This is a genomic window from Brevibacterium sp. SIMBA_078 (assembly GCF_046534565.1).
Lineage (GTDB): Bacteria > Actinomycetota > Actinomycetes > Actinomycetales > Brevibacteriaceae > Brevibacterium.
The window spans coordinates 1,705,290-1,724,186 of sequence record NZ_JAWRYQ010000001.1 but is presented as its reverse complement, the minus strand read 5'-3'; the positions used below and the strand labels follow the sequence as shown (position 1 = coordinate 1,724,186).

Annotated in this window: 14 protein-coding genes and 2 pseudogenes; 8 read left to right on the top strand and 8 right to left on the bottom strand. The window is 59.9% G+C overall.

Annotated features, from left to right (window positions below; translation table 11 throughout):
• Positions 1 to 7: 7 nt before the first annotated feature.
• The gene (locus SB749_RS07560; RefSeq protein ID WP_410709794.1) at positions 8 to 499 is read left to right on the top strand and encodes a CinA family protein; all 492 of its coding nucleotides are present in this window, start codon (positions 8 to 10) and stop codon (positions 497 to 499) included.
• 197 nt (positions 500 to 696) lie between these two features.
• Positions 697 to 1,168: pseudogene (locus SB749_RS07555) on the top strand (ISL3 family transposase); the annotation flags it as partial.
• Between the two features lie 10 nt (positions 1,169 to 1,178).
• Here SB749_RS07555 and SB749_RS07550 read toward each other — a convergent pair.
• Complete coding sequence (locus SB749_RS07550; RefSeq protein ID WP_410709793.1) at positions 1,179 to 1,394, bottom strand: MerR family transcriptional regulator; 216 nt, start codon at positions 1,392 to 1,394, stop codon at positions 1,179 to 1,181.
• A gap of 284 nt (positions 1,395 to 1,678) precedes the next feature.
• Here SB749_RS07550 and SB749_RS07545 point away from each other — a divergent pair, with 284 nt between their 5' ends.
• Positions 1,679 to 2,023, top strand: coding sequence for an Hsp20/alpha crystallin family protein (locus SB749_RS07545; protein ID WP_410709792.1), 345 nt, complete (start codon positions 1,679 to 1,681; stop codon positions 2,021 to 2,023).
• Between the two features lie 597 nt (positions 2,024 to 2,620).
• On the opposite strand, the gene SB749_RS07540 is transcribed toward SB749_RS07545, so the two are convergent.
• The 6 genes and pseudogenes from SB749_RS07540 to SB749_RS07515 all read right to left on the bottom strand — a co-directional run bounded on the left by SB749_RS07540 (position 2,621) and on the right by SB749_RS07515 (position 10,147).
• Positions 2,621 to 4,414 (bottom strand): glycosyltransferase, encoded by a 1,794-nt coding sequence (locus SB749_RS07540; RefSeq protein WP_410709791.1) that lies wholly within the window; start codon positions 4,412 to 4,414, stop codon positions 2,621 to 2,623.
• A 134-nt stretch (positions 4,415 to 4,548) separates the two neighbouring features.
• Positions 4,549 to 5,511 (bottom strand): hypothetical protein, encoded by a 963-nt coding sequence (locus SB749_RS07535; RefSeq protein ID WP_410709790.1) that lies wholly within the window; start codon positions 5,509 to 5,511, stop codon positions 4,549 to 4,551.
• 170 nt (positions 5,512 to 5,681) lie between these two features.
• A complete protein-coding gene (locus SB749_RS07530) occupies positions 5,682 to 6,788 on the bottom strand; it encodes a glycosyltransferase (RefSeq protein WP_410709789.1) in 1,107 nt (368 codons plus the stop codon).
• Between the two features lie 431 nt (positions 6,789 to 7,219).
• Positions 7,220 to 7,415, bottom strand: a pseudogene (locus tag SB749_RS07525) (transposase); the annotation flags it as partial.
• A 746-nt stretch (positions 7,416 to 8,161) separates the two neighbouring features.
• Positions 8,162 to 8,494 carry a hypothetical protein gene (locus SB749_RS07520; RefSeq protein WP_410709788.1) on the bottom strand — a complete coding sequence of 111 codons (333 nt, stop codon included), beginning with the start codon at positions 8,492 to 8,494 and terminating at the stop codon, positions 8,162 to 8,164.
• Positions 8,495 to 8,797: 303 nt separating this feature from the next.
• The gene (locus SB749_RS07515) at positions 8,798 to 10,147 is read right to left on the bottom strand and encodes an NAD(P)/FAD-dependent oxidoreductase (protein ID WP_410709787.1); all 1,350 of its coding nucleotides are present in this window, start codon (positions 10,145 to 10,147) and stop codon (positions 8,798 to 8,800) included.
• An 875-nt stretch (positions 10,148 to 11,022) separates the two neighbouring features.
• On the opposite strand from SB749_RS07515, the gene SB749_RS07510 reads away from it, so the two are divergent.
• The 5 genes from SB749_RS07510 to SB749_RS07490 all read left to right on the top strand — a co-directional run bounded on the left by SB749_RS07510 (position 11,023) and on the right by SB749_RS07490 (position 16,632).
• Complete coding sequence (locus SB749_RS07510; RefSeq protein WP_410709786.1) at positions 11,023 to 12,300, top strand: flavin monoamine oxidase family protein; 1,278 nt, start codon at positions 11,023 to 11,025, stop codon at positions 12,298 to 12,300.
• A 279-nt stretch (positions 12,301 to 12,579) separates the two neighbouring features.
• The gene (locus SB749_RS07505; protein ID WP_410709785.1) at positions 12,580 to 13,140 is read left to right on the top strand and encodes a hypothetical protein; all 561 of its coding nucleotides are present in this window, start codon (positions 12,580 to 12,582) and stop codon (positions 13,138 to 13,140) included.
• A 238-nt stretch (positions 13,141 to 13,378) separates the two neighbouring features.
• Positions 13,379 to 14,281, top strand: a complete 903-nt coding sequence (locus SB749_RS07500) for a YceI family protein (RefSeq protein WP_410709784.1) — start codon at positions 13,379 to 13,381, stop codon at positions 14,279 to 14,281.
• A gap of 138 nt (positions 14,282 to 14,419) precedes the next feature.
• The gene (locus SB749_RS07495; protein ID WP_410709783.1) at positions 14,420 to 15,343 is read left to right on the top strand and encodes an LCP family protein; all 924 of its coding nucleotides are present in this window, start codon (positions 14,420 to 14,422) and stop codon (positions 15,341 to 15,343) included.
• Positions 15,344 to 15,726: 383 nt separating this feature from the next.
• A complete protein-coding gene (locus SB749_RS07490; protein ID WP_410709782.1) occupies positions 15,727 to 16,632 on the top strand; it encodes a hypothetical protein in 906 nt (301 codons plus the stop codon).
• A gap of 324 nt (positions 16,633 to 16,956) precedes the next feature.
• Here the strand turns inward: SB749_RS07490 and SB749_RS07485 are convergent, their stop codons facing one another.
• On the bottom strand, positions 16,957 to 18,660 hold the full coding sequence (locus SB749_RS07485; protein WP_410709781.1) for a hypothetical protein: 1,704 nt from the start codon (positions 18,658 to 18,660) through the stop codon (positions 16,957 to 16,959).
• Between the last annotated feature and the right edge of the window lie 237 nt (positions 18,661 to 18,897).

Genomic DNA, 18,897 nt, shown 5'->3' with positions numbered 1-18,897 from the left:
GCACGCCATGAGCAATGCCGAAGAATACGAAGACCGCGCCGCCCGTATCGCTTCTGAGTTGGGTGAACTGTGCGAGACCCACCAGATAGTCGTGAGTGTTGCCGAGTCACTGACAGGCGGCAAGATCGCCAGCCAGCTCGCCGCTGTGCCGGGTTCTGGCGATTGGTTCGCGGGTGCTGTCGTCGCCTATTTCAGCGATGTCAAACATCGACTGCTGAAAGTCCCCCGGGGGCCAGTCATCTCGCAGACGGCTGCCGAGAGTATGGCAAGATCTGCGTGCACCCTTCTGGGCTCCGATGCCGCCGTAGCCGCCTCCGGCGCCGGGGGCCCTTCGGGCCAGGAGGGGAACGAGCCAGGCACGACTTGGCTTGCTGTCGCTGTCGGATCCGAAGTTTATTCCCAACGACAGGTCTTCTCCGGTGAACCGATCGCGATCCTCGCTCAGACCCAGGAACGGGCGCTGGCACTATTGCGGGATGTCCTGCGCGAAACACTCTGAAATAACGTCCGAACATCACTGCCCACTGACTGAGAAGCTCACACCCCGCGGCAAAAGGCAAAGTGATGCAGGGTTAGAGGCTCTCGATAATCAGAAGCACGGAGCTGCAAATCCAGAACAACGGACGGCGCCACCCATCGCCGTCGCGGTCTTCCGATCATCGGAGTTCTCACACTCTTCATCCGAAAGACCTCGTCGTGACCGCGCCTAAGTCCTCGACCTCTGGCCTCACGTCATTTTGCCGGCTCAACGCCCTCGATCTCACCTGCATCGGCCAACACATCACCGGCCACAGACCTATCTCTGAATGCCGGTCGAACGCGGCTGATGACTTGCACCGACGGGGTGGTGGGCACGAGATCGTCCGCGATACCGTCGCCCGTCGTCTCGCTCACAAACCCTTCGGCCACTGGCCGACCACGCTCCATATTCGCCCCGCCCGTAAAGAAGCATGGAATGCGGCCACTCATGGCACCAAGACAACGCTGCCGCGGCACCACCACGAGCGAAGATCTCGCGTACCGGACTCGATTGGGCGCTGCGTGCTCGCGTTTCGACCACGAAACCGCGTCTGTGATCACCTCCAAGCCCGCCGCGTCCTGGCACACCGCGAAATGCGTAATCCTCGCGGACGGCCACCGCCTGCAGATCACGGCCCCGAGCCTGTACTTCTCTCTCGTCATTTCCTCCTCAGTTCGTAGCGAAGCGAGGTGTTCTCGTCCTGCAAGTCGAGAATGATGCCGATACTCGTGAGCTTCGCGCCTGCCTCGATCAGCTCTCGAAGCCGTCGGACTCGAGCCACGTCGCTGCGGCTGAACCTCCGGGTCCCGCCTTCGCTGCGGGCTGGACTGACAAGCCCTCGGGCCTCGTACTGCCGCAACGACTGGATGCCCACTCCGTCAGCTCAGCTGTGACCGAAATCGAGAATGTGTGCTCACTGAGGCTCACATCTCTTCCCTCACCTTCCATCAAATTCGAGCCCTTCCGGAGGTTGACAAACTCATATTCGTAGTTTAAAAGATTTATGCGTCAGATGGTGTAGCTCCTATCATCTGACCACAACCACATCGAGAACAGGAGGTTTCAGAAATGATCATGATGCGCACTGACCTGTTCCGAGAAGTCGAACGCTTGACCCGCGAAGTGTTCGGAGCAACCAGGACTTCTACCCGACCTGTGATGATGCCTATGGACGCCTGGCGCGACGGCGACACCTTCCACGTCGAACTCGACCTCCCGGGAATCAAACCGGGGCATCTCGACCTCGACGTCGAGAACAACGTCGTCACCGTCAAAGCTGAGCGGCCTGCCTCGGATCACGTGGAGTCATCGGCGGCTGCGGAACGGCCCCGTGGAACATTCAGTCGTCAACTGGTCCTCGGCGACAATCTCGATACCGACAACATCACGGCCAGCTATGACACAGGCGTACTGAGTCTCACCATCCCGGTTGCCGGATCCGCGAAACCGCGCAAGATCGCCATCAGCTCGGGCTCTGCTGAACCGGCGGCTATGAGCGCCTGAACACCGTAGCTGGTGTCGTCTCATGCAGTGCATGTGTGCACGAAAGGACCAGTTGGCGATCGGTGCTGAGTTCTGGACGATCACCCTCGGTGACCGTGAGCTACGAGAACTGGACGAGTACAACGGCAAGCAGAGGCGATCTCGCCTCCCCTGTGAGTGCCGGGTCTTCGGGCACTCTGAGGCCCCTCCCACCGTTTGGGTTCTCGGGTTCTCGCGGTCTTCGGCCGTCGTCCGAGGCGTTATCGCCTGTCAGCGTTCCCCTCCCTCCCAGCGAAGCGCTGATACAACTAAAGATAAGAGGTGGCCGGCAGCTGAAACGTGCAGACGCTGGTCTCGGTCTTCGCCGCAAATTGCTCGCCGCACCCTGCGTGGCAATGTACCTACGGTGGCGGTGAGACTGTCACGATGCTGTCCAGCGCCGGGCCCCGGGCTACAGCCCGGGGCCCGGCTTACTCTCCCGAGCTGATTCGCCGGTGACGATGAGAAAGTCGAAGGTGAGCGCAATGCTCTCACAAGGGTGGTTCGCTACGTTCACCCAGTGGGCCTGGGCTCAGCGCCTCGGACAGCCGGGCTCGATCGAGTAACCCGTTCTAGTAATCAGAACCGGCTTTTCGCAAGGGCGCTGCGGTAGATCGCGGCGTGGGCCGCTGCGATCTCATTACGTTGGCGGCAGCGTCGACTGACGATCTCTGCGACCGGATCCTCCTGCTCGGACGAGACGCTCAGCACCGCGGCGTCCAGCGACCGAGCGTCTGGGGCCCAAACTCCGTTTTCGAACCTCCAAGAGTAGCTCGCATCAGCACCTTGGCTGATGTAACAGCCAACGTCCGGGGCGATTACGCGAGTGCCGAAGTCGTGGCAGGCTTCCATCCAGCCCGAGTGAGTTCCGAAGCGGTACGGCAGTATGGAGGCGTCGAGTCCGGCAAGGTATTCGAAGAGCTCTCGGTCGGAGAAGTAGTCGTGCACTCGCAGGTCGATATCGCTGTTGAGCAGAAAATGGACAAGTTCCGAGTCGTGCCGGGAGCCGGCTTCGTCGAAGACATCGTGATGAAGATTCACCTGCAGGATGCCTCCAGGGATTTTCGTGACAGCGCCAGCAGCGGCCTGCAGAAGTGGTATTCCCACCATGTTCGCCCGCAGACTCTTGAGGTGGATTCCGAGTCGAAACTCTTCCTGACGCCGCAAGGAGGAGTCTCCAAGTTCAGTGATCGTCTCAAACTCCGCCACATGCGGGTGCGCAATGACATGCGCGTCGATGTTCCACCGTCTCCGGATCTCCTCGGCCGCTTTCGGGGTCAAAGTGATGACCTCAGTGGCACGGGGGATAAGGACGTCGAGCTGGGAAGAGTGCAACACGTCGTCCTCGTGATGGGGATTCTGCAGATCGTGGACAGTGTAGACAAGTGGGATCCCACGCACCTCCAGTGCGTCGATGACGGCGTGCAGCTGCGCAGGCGAGTGAGCATCGAAGCCGAAGTGGATGTGGAAGACATCCGCCTCGCAGTCCCGGACCCACTCTGGATCCAGCATTGCCGGCGGCCACCACGGCGCCCCAACGGGGGTGTCAGCGCGTGTCGGAGGAGGGTCGGGCAGACGGATGATCGCAGGAGCGGCATTATCCAGATTGGAAAGGTGGCGAATATAGACGTGGGAGCCGGGGACCGAAGCCACAGTGATGGGTGCCGCCTGATATCCGGATGCGTATCGCTGCACTAGACTAAGCGCTTCGAAGCGCTCCAGCCACCCTTGCATGGGCCATTGACCCCACTTGTGCGCGAACAGGCGACCGTTCGTGAGTATGTCATCGAGATGTTCCACCGGCGGCGACGACACCGGATGGTACTGGTGGAAGGCGGAAGCGCTGCCCACCCAGGCCAACGCTATCCCTACTTCGCGGGCCTGCCATGCAAAGTCGGTGTCTTCTCCCCCGTAGCCGACGAAGTCCTCGTCAAAGCCGCCGATGTATTCCCACATCTCACGGCGGACGGCGAACGACAGCGACCAAAAGAGGTCGTGATCACCGGCGAGGAGAATCTCCCCCGGCGCCGGGTTGGGGCGGGCGGGGTGCGGTTCGCACAGACGCGTCAGACGTTCGGCGTAGCCTGGGGTGATCGGATCGAGTTCGACATCAGGCAGATAGCTGACAGGACCGCAGAGCAGGTCCCGCGGGTGGGCCTGCGCGGCACTCTGATAAGCCTCGATCAGGTCGGGCGTCGGGAGGCAATCCACATCGAGAAAAATGAGCAGATCATCCGGGTGGCCTCCGGTGTGAGCAACACCGAGGTTCCGCGCAGCCGCTAAGGGCAGGGCAGGGCCGCAATTAGGGATCGAAACGACCGACAGGGGTACGGTAGGAGACGGCTCAAGACCGCGAAGGTCCTCATCGTTCATTGCAATGACGATATGGTCTGCCGGTCGTACGGTGCTGAGAGCCAGGCTTTCTCGCTGCCGGCGCAGATGGTCGTGCCGTCCATGGACGGCGGTGATGACGTAGGTGTCCGGCCGTCTTGTCGCAGAACTGACCATCATCTATTCCCGCAGGTGTCGTCGGAGTACATGTGCACGAGGCGGATGAACCGTCCGGATGTCTTCTCATCGCACCAGGTAGACCATCGCCGACCATCGAGTCGCAGCGCCTGGTCAACTACCCGAGCCCAGTCCGCGGCGGTGCTGGTCTCAGGACCTGCAACGACTGGCCACGAACCTCGGACGAGGGTCTCGAGCATCCAATTCTGCTCGTCATAGGGCCGTGGATGGGCGATGACGACTGCCGGGGTGCGGCTGGCGGCGACTTCGGCGATCGAGTTCTGCCCTGCCGCGGTGATCACGACCGCGGCCTCACACAACACCGGCCAGGGGTCTTTCACCCATATCCCACCCGGACCGCCGAGGACAGTGACTTCTGCGGCGGGAAATTCTTGTCTGAGTAGATGCGGAAGGTCCTCTACCATTGCACCTCCGCCTGCGCCGTTGAGCACAACGATGGAAAAGCTCACGTCCGCCCGAGGCTGCCTGTCCGCATGCTCGTCTTGTGACGCCTCGGGGAGGGGGAATCGGGACAGCCCGCCGAGGGCATGGAACTTGTGCTCGCTGTCTTCTGGGATCCCGGAGACGATGCCGTCCGCTGCCGGGGGCCACATGCCAAGGATCGCCGAGCTGAGTCGAAAGCCGAGCTGATGAGCGCAATCGCCGCGATCTCCTGGCAAGACCACAGTCATCACCGGTATCCCGTGTAAGCGTGTGAGAACCGCGACTTCCACTGAGACATCAACCACCATCAGCTGAGGCCTGAAGGAATCGATCCATGCAGAGATCTGTGCAGAGCGCCGCACCAGCCCGGAATGCCCGATCGGCGCGTAGTGGAGACTCCCGCCCGCCGTGACGTCTTCTCGTTCCAGCTGGCCTCCGACGGACGCATCGGCCGGCGGTTCTGCCGCCGCTGCGGCTCCGCAGTAGACGGAATTCCCATCATCGCGTGCCAGTTTCACCCATGCTCCTGACCACTGTTCGGGTCGAGACAAGGAGGACAGTCCGGTAACGTGCCATCCGGCACGAGTCAGCTCCCGTGCCATAGTCACGGCGCGGTGCAAGTGTCCGGAACCTTGGTGGTGGATATACCACCCGATCATGGGAGGAACAGAGCGCTGGTCGACGTTCATTACGCGGCACTTCCTGCGACAGTGGTAACCGCACGACGATACAGTGCTTCATAGCCGCTGACGGTGCGCTCCAGGGAATGGTGTTCTACCGCATATTTGCGAGCCGCCTCACGGTCCCGCCCGGCAGCAGTGCGGATCGCTTGGGCCAATGCCTCGACAGTGAGCTGGCCGGCCAACGCTCCTACGTCGCTGCGGACGACCTCGACGAGTCCGCCTCTTGGAAACGCCGCCACAGGAGTCCCGCAGGCCAAGGCTTCTGCGGCGACCAAACCGTAGGGTTCGTCCCACTGCGAGCTCACGACAGCCACGGCAGATGAACCCACCAAAGTGCGCAGCTGCTGTTGATTGAGATGCCCGCAGTAATAGGCATCGTCGCCCAGGCGCGGGACCACTTCAGAGGAGAAGTACTCCTCGTCCATAATCGGGCCTGCGAGTGCGATGTGGAACCCGACAGCGCGGGCGGCCTCGATTGCAATATGGGGCGCCTTCTCGGCGACCATGCGCCCTGTCCACACACAGGCAGGACCGCCGGGTCCCGCCTGCCACAGATTCGTATCCACTCCATTGGAGATCAGAGTGCTGTCCAGCGCGTGCGACCAGGACTGAGATGTCGCGCTGGAGACGGCCGCAAAGAAAGTCGACGGCGAACGGAAAGCCGCGGCCGATTCCAACCACGGTGTCGGCGGTGTGTGCAGTGTCGTCACGATCGGTGTGCGCACCAGAGAGGACAATGCCAACGGCAGGTGGTGGAGTGAGTTGTTGTGGATGACATCGAACTTTGTTTCCCCGGCCAGGCCGAGCATCAGCTCCAAGTAGGCGTGATGCTGCCGCATCCATTCTTCTGGCATCGCCGAAACGTCGTTCTGAGCCGCCTCCGAGGATTGGAAGTGCTCCGGGACCATCATCTCGACGCCGAGTTCGGGATCGCTGCCGGGGGCGGCAAACAGCGTGACTGAGTGCCCACGGGAGACCAGCTTCTTCACTACAGCATGTGTGAAAGACTCCAAGCCGCCCGCGAAGGGCTCACAGATGGGAAATCGGCTCGACGCTATCAGACAGATCCGCAAAATTCGATGCCTCCGTTCTGGCGTTAGACGTTCGTTCACCCGCCGCTGTCATCTCATCCGACGATGTCAGACGGACCTCTTCGCAATGGGGCAGAGATCGCGGTTGCGATGCGCCCTGTCATTTCCAGGCTTCCACACCAAACGAGTTTACATTGTAATCACAATAACAGGCTTCTGCACGAATTCACATAGCTTCCAGGACGGCGCGGAAAGCGACGAAGATTCCCATGGGTCCAGGGTGTCTGCTCACAGAAGCTCCATCAGCCCAGCGGGCATCTCCAAGTGCGGCAGCGGTTACGGATAATTTTCGCGTCGCCCGTTGGAGTCCTTTTTGTGGGGGTTGGAGGTATGGAAGGGCTCGGCGGGGTCCATGATGGTACGCATCAACGGGTCAAGGCGGCTCCGGTAGAACACGAAGATCGGGAACCCGCCTCCGAGGCGCACTACTTCCCTTAATCGGCTCTTCATAATCAGGGCAGTAGGAGCCGGTCCATTCCACCAACGTGGAGTAACGACCGGATGAGACAGTTGCCGCGGTCGCGGACAACCTAACGCGATACCGCGTAGATGTTCCAGTCTTGCGTTCAACGCCTCAGCAGGCCCATTCGACGTTCTCGGATGGGCAGAGTACGCGAGAAGGTCGGCCCGCCGGCTCGTCGACGTGCTCGTAGCCGGGGTGAATAACGAGATCCTCGGAAGCGCCTCGGGCAAGCACTATAACGCCCCTAACGGCCTCGCATCGATTGCCGCGGTCGACGAAGTGGGAAGGGTGTCGGACGATTCAATCTGTATGACTTCGTCCAGGGCCTAGGTCAACCTGGCGCCATGACAGATAGGACCGTGATCAACCGTGCTCGCAGTATTATTCTTCCTGCAGCGGCCGACCCCGTGAAGATTGCCGATGCATCGAGCCCGACCCTGGCACCCTGGTTCGCTTTGCGCTGTCGAGTCCGTTTCGAGACGGGCCAGTGCGTTCTGGTCCTTCGTGCGACGGGTGGTGCTGGACGGCCCGCCGTGCAGGTCGCGAAGCATCTTGGGGCATCGCAGCTTGTCGCCGCGGGCCGCGATCAGCTGAAGCTCGCGACGCTGCCTGCCCTGGGAGCAACCGAGGTTATGTAGCTGAATGACCCCCAGTTGGGCTCGGTCGAAACCGAGGTTGATGTGGTCCTCGATTTTCTCTGGGGTGATGCCGCCGTGTGCATGACCGATTCGATCAAGGATCCAGAGAAAGCGGCTCTGACCTCGGTGGCCGACCCCGTCCCATCGCCGACAGCCAAATCCGTAAAGCGATTCGACTCATCGACAGTGGTGAAACTGCTGCACAAGCAGCCCGGGACCTTGAGATGTCCACAGCTACGCTTTGTCGAAGAGTCCGCCTACTCAACGACTAGCTCTATCATCGCACCCGGGACTCACCCCAGCCCGGAGGCGATGTAGTCGTCAAGCTTGCCAGCGTCCCGGGCCGCTGCGACAGCCAGTGCCTCGTTGGGGTCTTCGAGATGGATCACCAAAGCCGCGTCATCGTAGGCTCGACCCGCGCAGATCGTCTCGCCATCGTTCTCACCACCGTCGATGATCCAGACTTTCAGATCCTGCTCTTCCAGCGCATCCCAGATATCCGCTGCTTGCTTCTCGTAAGTGGGAGAGAAACGCTCGAAGACCTTCTCGACCTCGTCACCGGCAGGAGCCTGCGCCCGCCCAGGTCGGGGGAAGTCGGGTCGCTTTGTTATCTTTTCTGTGCTCATGGACACAATCTAACAGTCCGGCGGTCCCTCGACTGCCCATCAAGTCCGACCAATTCGATGAGAGAGCACCGTTTAATGCGCACAATTGGGAGCGGCATCTTCGCCCAGAGCGTTGCCTGGCCTGGAACGAATCAGGCAGCGCTGGCCCTTGCTGAAACATCCCGCACTCGACACCTGAGGTCTCGACCACAACATCTGCTCATGCTGGAACGCTCAAGTCGGCCGGCCATCGAAGTGCTCAACCAACGCGTATGACACCGGGCGCACCGTATGGCGCGCCCGGTGAACAATCTCAAATCGCCCTCAGACCGTGGATGATTGGTCTGTTCGGGCATACCTGGCGATCTCATAGGCTTCCGGTCGGTAGACCACTGCGTGAGGACGACTCGTCGTCAGATAGTCACGAGCCCAGGACGCCACCGCGGCGGCACGTTGCTGCCAGCCTGAGAGGAGAAATGCGTGGACTGCCAGCCAGCCAAGGAACGCCGGCATCCCCTGCACTTGATATCGGCGCGGAGTCAGCTCGGCCACTGACTGCCATCGACCGATCATTGCCATATACCCCATATCGACGAATTTGAATTCGCGGCGGGGCCGTCCAGTCAGGTCGGCGCGAATGTTCTCTGCCGCCCATCGGCCCGACTGTTTGGCCACCGAGCCGAGCTGCGGCAGCTTCCGATCCTTGGCATCGACGATATTGGCGGCATCGCCTAAGACATAGACTCCCTGGCACTCCGGTGCCGTGAGGTCTGTGGCCACATCGACCCGTCCGCCACGACCGGTCGTGAGTCCGGCGGCCTCCAGTAGGTGCGAGGCTTTCAACCCGGCGGCCCAGACGACGATCTCCGCATCGATCTTCGTCCCATCAGCAAGGGAGATATCTGTATCGGAGACTTCCGCGACCGCACTGCCCAAATGCACCTTGACGCCGAGTTTCTCCAACCGGTCTCTGGTGTACTGCTGCGATGCCTGCGAGAAGGGCGGAAGCACAGTGTCGACCATGTCTACAAGGTGAACCGCGCACGACGAAGCGAAACTGTGCGAATAGTACTTGCCGACTACGTCCCTGATGTTTTCGGCGATGGCCCCGGCAGTTTCCACGCCATTGGGACCCGCGCCAACGACGGCAACCGTGAACTTTCTGTTGGTGGCGTGTTCTTGGTTCGCGGATGCTCGCTCCACAGCTCCGAGCAGTGCTGACGACAATCGGGCGGCGTCGTCGACCGAATACAGGGGGTAGGCGTGTTCTTCCGCTCCGGGAGTATCGAAGAAGTTCGGCTCCGCGCCTGAGGAGATCACTAGTATCTCCGCCCGGTAGCGCACACCGTCTGCGGTGGTGACCGTTCTCTTCGCTGCATCGATCGCAGCTACTTGAGCAGTTCGAATCGTGACATGCTTCTGCTCCCTGTGGAGGATGGAGCGCAGCGGGCGAGCCACCGTTGACAGGGCGATCTGGGCGGTTGCCACTTGGTACAACAGGGGCTGGAACTGGTGATAGTTGTTCTGATCGAGCAAGAGCACGTCTACTCCGGCCCGCCCGAGGCGCTTGGCTGCTTCGAGGCCAGCGAAGCCAGCGCCGACGATCACGACTTCGCAGGTTCGCGCCACAGGTTCCTCGCCTGTAGCCCGCTGATCGGTAGAAGTTTCGTTCATGCTGTCTGTCCTCCTAAGACATGCTGTCGAGCAACCGTGTAGCTGCCGCAATCGCTCAGCTAGTGCTCTCTCGGCCAACAGTCCGAGACTGAAACCGCGGGAGATCATTGGGTGGGCTCTTGGCTTCAGTCTGTCAGCGATGATGTGAACGCGATAGCCCCGTCTACTCGAGCGAGACCTCAGCTGTGAATCTCCGCGAGCACTGAAACGAACCTCTACCGTTACCGGACCTTGAATTGGAACACACGGTTTGAGGTCAGCCTGCAGCACTGAAGCTCTACTCAGTTCCGTATGCAACCCGGTCGGTCTTGAAAGGGCCAGTCACTGCGACAGGGGCCGTGAAGTTGTTCTCCCCTACACAGACGATAAAGAATCGTCAGTTGCGACGAGGAGATCCCGCGCAGCCTCATACGTTCCCCACCCGGGTTCCCTGGTCAGAAACGCTGTCGCTACCCGTTCTTGCAAACTGCGCTGGTCCCTTCGTGCCGCCACTCAAGTCGAGGTCCGATCGCCACCAGCAATTCGTCTTCTTGGACCAGATGACTTTGCAGACCCACTGGAACATGCGGTGTTTCGATGAACCCCAGCTGAAGATGCCCCCAGTGAGACCTGCTCCGGAAGAAGCATTCGCTGCTGCACAATCGCTCCGTTTCGGGACACTCCCGGGTTCTGCTGAAGTCCCCGATCCGCGGCATTCCCGTTGGCGAGATCTGCATCAGCCGTCTCGGACATCTCCGCTGCCGTCCACGGTCGTCGGCACGTCCGCTATGACCTGAGCTGGCGTTCTCGGTCTCAAAGCCCACAGCATTCCGATGATTCGATTTTCCACGGTGGCGCGACGCGTATGCTGGTGTCGAACCGAGAAGAGGAGAATCGTGGACGCCGACGTTGTAGTCGTGGGAGCAGGTCTCGCAGGCCTGCAGTGTGCCAGACGGTTGCAGCGCAACGGCTCGACTGTCCAGGTCTGCGAATCGAGTGATGGTGTCGGCGGTCGCGTGCGCACCGATCGAATCGACGGCTTCCTCTGTGACCGCGGGTTTCAGCTGCTCAATCCCTCGTACCCTGCAGTGCGCGCCTTCATCGACGTCGCCTCACTGGACTTGCAGACTTTCGGCGCCGGAGTGATGGTCCGCAAGGGACAGCGTCTGACCACGCTGCGCGCATCCTTGAGCCGGCTTGGCCGCGAGTCATCGGTGTTGAGCTCTGGACTGATTAAACCGAAGGAGATCCGCGGGCTTCTGAGGTGGCTCGGGCCGACTCTGCTGCGGCCATCGTCAGCCTCGCGGGCGACGCGGGACTCAACTCTCGCAGACTCTTTAGATATTGCGGGAGTCACGGGAGCGTTGCGCCATGACGTCATCGACACGTTCCTCGCCGGTGTGCTGGCCGACAGTACTGGCGCGAGTTCGGCAAACTATGCTCGCCTGCTGATGAGATCGTTCGTGCGCGCGATCCCCGGTCTGCCCAGGGGAGGCATGGCTGCTCTGCCCGAGCAGATGGCGGCGTCTCTCGAAGCGCCCGTGCGCGTGAACACCGCCGTACGAGACCTTCGCGAGACCGACAATGGTGTGGAAGTCGACACCGACCGGGGACGGATACGGGCGCGTGTCGCTGTCACCGCAGTCGGTGCTGAGGATCTCGAGGAGCTGACCGGCGAGAAGACTCCTCCTACTCGCGGACTGACGACCTGGTGGTTCCAAGCTCCGGAACCTCCTCTCGAGGATCCGCTGTTGGTGCTGGATGCCTCGGCTCCCCAGGGAGGCCCAGATGGGCCCGTCTGGCACACTGCAGTCGTCTCAAATGCAGCACCGAGCTACGCGCCTGCGGGATCGGCGCTCATTGAGGCAACGACGCTGCTCGATCGGCCCGACGGTCTGGCCGACGAACGGGAGATCCGGCAGCATCTCGAACGCATCTACGCCACGTCGACCCGCAGGTGGCAGGTTCTGATCAATCATCGGCTTCCGCACGCACTGCCGGCCTCGGCTCCCCCGCTGGTCGACCGATCGGTGCAGCGGATCTCCGAGAGAATATTCGTCTGCGGCGACCACCGTGACACCGGCTCGATCCAAGGCGCTTTGGTCTCCGGTGATCGAGCCGGGCAGGGAATCGCCGGAATACTCTCAACTGCCTCCCGCCGTTCCGACAACTAACCTAGTGCGAAACGATGACCGCAACCTGCGGAACTCCCCCATCTGTGTCGGAGGAGTCCGGGTATGCCCCGGGCCTAGCCATCATGACCACCCCCATCCGACGGGCTGTTGCGGCCCTCCTGACCTGTCTCTTCACTGCGGCCGCCTCCTTGGGCTGTGCCGCCGCAGACACTTCAAGTCCGGATTCCCTGCTCGTGGCCGTGTACCGCGGTGAGGCCGCGTGCGACGGGTGCCCCGAGACGGTCGCACAACGGCTGAGAGCCTTTCACCGACGTCGAGGTGGTCTTCATCGGTCGCGATGAACGTCTGCCGCTGCAGGCCGATTCCCTTGCAGACGTGGACCTCTACCTCCAACCCGGTGGCGGGGATGACATCGACGCTGCCGCCGAAGCGCTGCCGCCTCGATTCGTCGGGGGCCTTGAACAGTATGTTGCAGATGGCGGTCGTTACCTCGGTCTGTGCATGGGCGCCTACCTGGCGGGGCCGGTCGCCCTCGGTCTCGTCGAATCGGACCTCGACGGTGAGGTCGGTCGTCCCGAATTCCCAGTCACCGACAGCAGAGAGACCGTGGTCGACGTCGCCTGGATGGGTGATCATCGCCAGACATTCTTCCAAGAGGGCGCAGCCCTTCCTCCACCCGAGGATCGCGCCGCCGTGTTCGCGCGCTATGGCAACGGCGACATCGCCGCAGCACGCTACGACCACGGTGACGGTATGGCAGGTCTGGTCGGCCCGCACCCCGAGGCTGACCAGACCTGGGCGGACAAGGCGGGAATTGCCGATCCGGACGGAGACGACTGGAATCACGCCGTCCCCTTCGTCGCGGCACTGTTGAATTGACTTTGATACGAGGGCGAAAATCGAGTCTGCAGCGGGTGATCTCTGAACCGGACGGTCGGCGGTCGACGTCAGCGCCGCCATCGCCTCACCAGCCCGCACCGAGGTGGCACACACCCGACCGCCCGTGTAAGACTACGTAGGCGATTGCTTTTTCAATGATCGCTCGATCTGCGAATTGGCACACCGACTACGACAGCCTCCTCTACAGGAGCGCGGAGGAACCGAAGGAGCTGCCCCCATGACAGAAAATCCTGGGATCATAGGTCATTGGGACATCGATCCCTCACATTCTCGACTGGGATTCTCCACACGCCACGCCATGGTCTCGCGTGTGCGCGGAGCGTTCAATGATGTCTCCGGCTTCGCCGACATCGCCGAGGACCTCGCCGATTCGACCGCCGAGGTCATCATCCAGACCGCGAGCGTCGACACCCGCAGCGCGGACCGGGACACCCACCTGCGCTCGGCTGACTTCTTCGACGTGGAGACCTACCCGGAGATTCGCTTCGTCTCCTCGGCCATCGACGAGGTCGACGAAGGCTCCTATATCGTCACCGGTGAGCTGACGATCCGTGATACGACGAAGACCGTCTCCGTTCCTCTCGAGTTCATCGGCATCGACACCGACCCGTTCGGCAACCTGCGCGCCGGCCTCGAGGGCTCGCGCCGCATCGACCGCAAGGACTGGGGCGTCACCTGGAATACGAAGCTCGATTCCGGTGGTGTCCTCGTCAGCGACAAGATCACGCTCGAATTCGAGCTCTCCCTGATCAAGAACCTCGCCGAGGATGCCCCCGCCGATTCTGCGGACACCACCGATGAGGACGAGGCCCCCACCGAAGCACCGCCGCCCGTCGCTGAGGCGGCCCCGGCTCCCGAGGCTCCGCAGCCCGAAGCTCCGGAGTCTGTGACCCCGACCCCAGTCGCTGACGAGACTGCCCCGCCCGCGCCGAAGGCTCCGGAGAGCGCAGCATCGGAGGCCCCGAAAGCAGAGCCCGCCGCCGAGCAGTTCCCTCCCCCACCTCCGGTCAAGCCGGCCGAGACTCCAGCTGAGAAGCCGGCAGAATCGGCACCGGAAGCCAAACAGTCGGAGACTCAGTCGTCCGGGGGCGCCTTCGGAAAGCTCTTCGGCCTCCGCTGAGTCCAGCACTCCTCCGCTGACTTCAGCGGCCCAGCACAGCAGTCTTCACCGCGGGTGAGATCGGTACACGAGCCGATCTCACCCGCGGCTATTATTGGGACCATCACCATGTGACCTGACAGAGGAAGTGGGACTGCCATGGCCAAGCTGACGAAGATGGTTTCCGCCATCGGTTCTCTCAAGGACCTCAACTCCGCCCGCGCCGAGTTCGATGACGCGTCGAAGACCATCCCCGCCGAGGCGGCCTTCCCACCCGCAGACATCCGTCCGAACGCGGACGATTCCCGTACCTTGATGCTTCGGGTGACGAATCCCGGAAACCTCGCCGAGGCGGCCCCGCAGTCATCGAGCCAAGGTGACATCTTCGCGGTCATCCATGTACCCGCCGCTGGCGAGTTCGCCGCAGCCCTCGTTCTCAACCCCTCCACTCAGATTGAGGCCGGTCAGACTTTCGCGACCATCGCCGACGAGGGCGGGTGGCCGGTTGTCGTCGCCATGGTTGAGGAGTTCCTCGGCCTCCGCATCGATCACATCGCGCAGCTGGAATCAAACGCGCTCGGGCGCGTCATCGACGAGCTCGATGGTCTGCAGGTGTACAGCCGCGCTGCGTTCAGCGCGAGCAGCACCGACTTCGTCGAGGGAACGAACAACCTCGACGGAGCGACATCGTCGATCTTCACCGCAGCGGACCCCGTCGATGATGCCGGCCAGACGCGAACCCGCAACCAGCGCGCGGTGGTGCGTGCGCTCGTTCAAGCACTCAAATCGGGCGGACTGGTCAAAGATCCTAACAAGGGCGCGGCCGTGCTCGGTCACTTCGCTTCAGGGATTCAGCACAACGCCGAGTTGACGACAGGTGAGCTCGTCAAGATCGCCAATGGTCTCCGCACGCTGCAGAATGAAGACATCGCTGTGGTCACCGTGCCGACGAACTCGCGTCGCGAGGATGATGGCACAGTCATCATCGACTTCGACCCCGAGGCGGTTCCGGCGCTGAAGAACGCTTTGGCCAGCAACGACCTCGCAGACTTCTTCCGATACCTCGTGTCCGCAGGATATTGAACAATACTCAACCAAATGCCCATAGCCCGATCCAGAACCATTAAGGTGCCGACTCAAACATTCCCACAATAAGGCGTCAAAAAGCCGACTTTCAACAATCCTGGTGCCCCGGGGACAATCTCACTCAACCCACAGCTGAGGAGCAAATCAGAAACGGACGAGCAATCCCAGGCCTCAGCACAGTTCTAGAAGTCAACACTAGAAATCATCTCCGCAGAAGACTTCGCCAGACGAGCATCAAGCTCGGCGAAGGCGATCGAACATTTAACCCAAGTCGCAAACACGTCTCATCCGCCCTCCGACTGGTCGACAGCCTCGTTCAGTTCGAACTTCATACAGTCCCAACTCCGCAGCAGGGCTGTGATTTGTAATATCTTCGCAGGATGGACGATCAAACCCACTTTGGTTCCTCGCTAAGGTGCGGATACTATCAGTTCATGACGATGCGCCAAATCCACACCTCCACGCCTCCGACCCGATTCAAATCAGTCGAAGATTTCCTGCAAAATCGCGAAACCATCCGAGGCACTGTGGAAATTGAGCTACACGGCGTACCATTTCACTTCTTCTATGACTGGCGTGATTCAGACACGACACTCGTAACATTCTCTGGAACATCGTCAGCGAAAATGCAACACGTCCCAGCATGGATTGGCAATAGCGTTTCCGCGGGCCTTGGTATCAATCGAATACTCATTTCAGATCCCAGCATAATCCTGTCCACCGAGTTGCGACTTGCATGGTACGCAGGAAACTACCAACAGCCCCTACTTCAAGAAGACATCGCGCAGTTCCTTACAAAGGTTACAGCCAGCACCCGCCCCATCTTGTTTGGCCCATCAGGAGGCGGGTTTGCAGCCCTACTCCAAGGCGCAGTACTCCCAGACTCCACCGTTGTCGCGTCAAACCCTCAAACAAATATCGCAAAATTCACAAAAGCCGCGGTGGACAGATACATGCAAATCGCATGGGGCCAAGATGAGCTCGATTCAGCTTGGCCGCCGTTCACACACGAAGTCATGCCGCTTTATGCTCGTCAGAATGAGGCAAAAGTAATCTACATCCAAAACGCTGGCGATGCTGACCACATCGAGAAGCACTACTCACCATTCCGTGATGAAGCACATTCCACTAACCACATCATCTATTTGATGCCGAACTTGGGTCCAGGGCACATAGGTCCGGACGGTCAGTCATTCACAAACATACTTAGAGCCGCCCGCGACAATTCCGATTGGAGTGCTCTAGCTTCAGCACTGAAGTCACTGGAAATTACGAGAAATACCTAACGCCGCGCACCCGCGCAACTAATCCCACCGAGTTGCAATGAACACCCTATAGAACAGGCAGTCGGATCTCGAAAAAACACTCAAATACCGAAAGAGCAGCCCCATAGGCATTAGATAGTAGCATCACGCTACGGCAAAATCAGCCACATTCAGCTCAATTAGTACCGTGAGTTCAATTCCACGAGTCGAAATCAGAGCACCCCCCCCCCCCCGTGATTCAGTTCGTAACTCGAACTCGTGACTCAGTTGCACCGAATCCACTGAGCACTTCCTGCAACACCCATAACTGGCCACACGAAATCAAAGAATACAAGAATTCAATATTTAGGCCACGGTACCTAACGCAATTAGCTTTCCAAGAGCACCAGCTTCTCTTGTAGCGGCACCAATTCGAGTTCGACTACCGGAGTTCAGTCCATCGATTTTCTCTATAATGCTTTCAGGCACGACGTCACGGAAGTCTTTAACGCCGGCGTAAGCAAGCGGCAGCAGAGTCGATGGGTCCAAGTTGCCCTCATACCCCGCTGAACGAGCAAGTTCCGTCTGAGAAATGCACGTACCTTTGGCAGGTTGCGGAGTACCGTACTGCACGTAGGGACTCAGGTGATCGGCTTCGATTGGCCCACCGAGTTCATCGAGACGCTTCTCAACGTAGTGCTCGGATACATTCTTACGCACGTCGTCGAACGGAGCAGTGGCCATTCCCGGGTTCAGTTTGATCAACAGGTCCAACACAACGCTCGGTGAAGTCTTTCCTGGCGCAGGAAGCTCATTCTCGCCGGATCGGCTAAGACCAATCAACGGGATCTGCGCTGCTGGGCGAGCGACATAATCACTACTCAGTGTGGATCTCCCCCCATGTATCGCATTTCGAAATCCGATGTAATGCCACTCGGATCCCCATTTGTGTTCCCTTGAAATACCCATAGCCTCTAGCGCTCTAGCTGCTTGAGCCAATGCCTCAGGTGGCATATTTATCGCCTCAAGAGGACGCCACCCAAAATTGCCTTTAGAGATTTCTGCACCCTGACCACCAACTGCAAAGACGGGAATCGGTCGATGCCTAAATTTCGCTGGCATGTAGAGCGCGTCGTACAGTCCCATCCCAGTCGCAGCCCAGCCCGCGAGCAAATCGTTGGATGTCAGAGAACCCTGCACATTGCTACTCGGCTGATTCAATGAAAATCCAAACTTTTCACTCAGTGCAACTGCCACAGCGTAATCCTGATTATCGTTGAGGCGAGTCTTCTTGTTAGTGCTGGCTATGTGCAAGTTATCCTGCATGTCCGCTGCCAGCGCCGCAGCGAGACATACTCGAGAATCGGTTCCCCCTGATAGCCCCAGCGTTGTAAGACTTTCAGACGCCGCATAGGTCTTGAAAGTGCGCACCATACGAACAGCTGACTCGTTCACTGCATCCGCGTGATCTGCAAATGACCCGCGGTAAAACTCAGAGAGATCCATAGGGTACTCTTCCAGGTCACCGTTACGTCCATCTATTACTAGCTCGGTGCCGGGCGTCGCGTATCGAATCTCTTCACAGAATGTTTCCCGCCCCATCTGTTGAAGACTCATCGAATTCAACCACATCCGCCCGAGAATTGTCTCGCTATTTGGGGTTCTAGAAAATCCGAGTTCCTGACGCATCATGATCAGCGTCAGATATGAATCAGAAACGGCGGAAACTCCACCGTCGTTGAACCAGCACATCGGCACGAACCCGTACGAATCAGCTCCAACGCGTACTTCGGCCGCGCTGAAACGGGCAGTAAAGTAGCTTCCTTCAATTGGATGGCTGGGTTCCGGCAATTCTGAAGAGGGTGCACCTGCGAAAACCATCGCTGCCCTAATGTGATCGATCCCATAGCCTTGGAAGATTGCCCCATTGCTAACATAACCTGAGTTTGAAACGTAAAGCAGACTCATCCCACTGCCCAACGCCAGAATGTCGGTCTCTTCAGGTACGAATAGCTGAGAGACCCGGCGAATCCTTGACTCATCGCCAACAGCTAGTACGTATCCGCTCATTGGATAACCTTTCTCAGACTAATTGACATTCGCGCCAAGTACCCATTTCTAGCTATCCCCTTATCAACGACATTGTTTGATGACGATTATTCTCTTGAAAGTGTCGGCGCCAACTCTTTCGTGGGGTTGGGCGAAGAAATTCAGCGGGGACGCGCGAATAGATGAAGCCGACAACAGTGCGGGCGGCCCAAGCGCATCTCAAAAATTAGAATCCGGGCCGCCCGAAGCTAGCAGCTT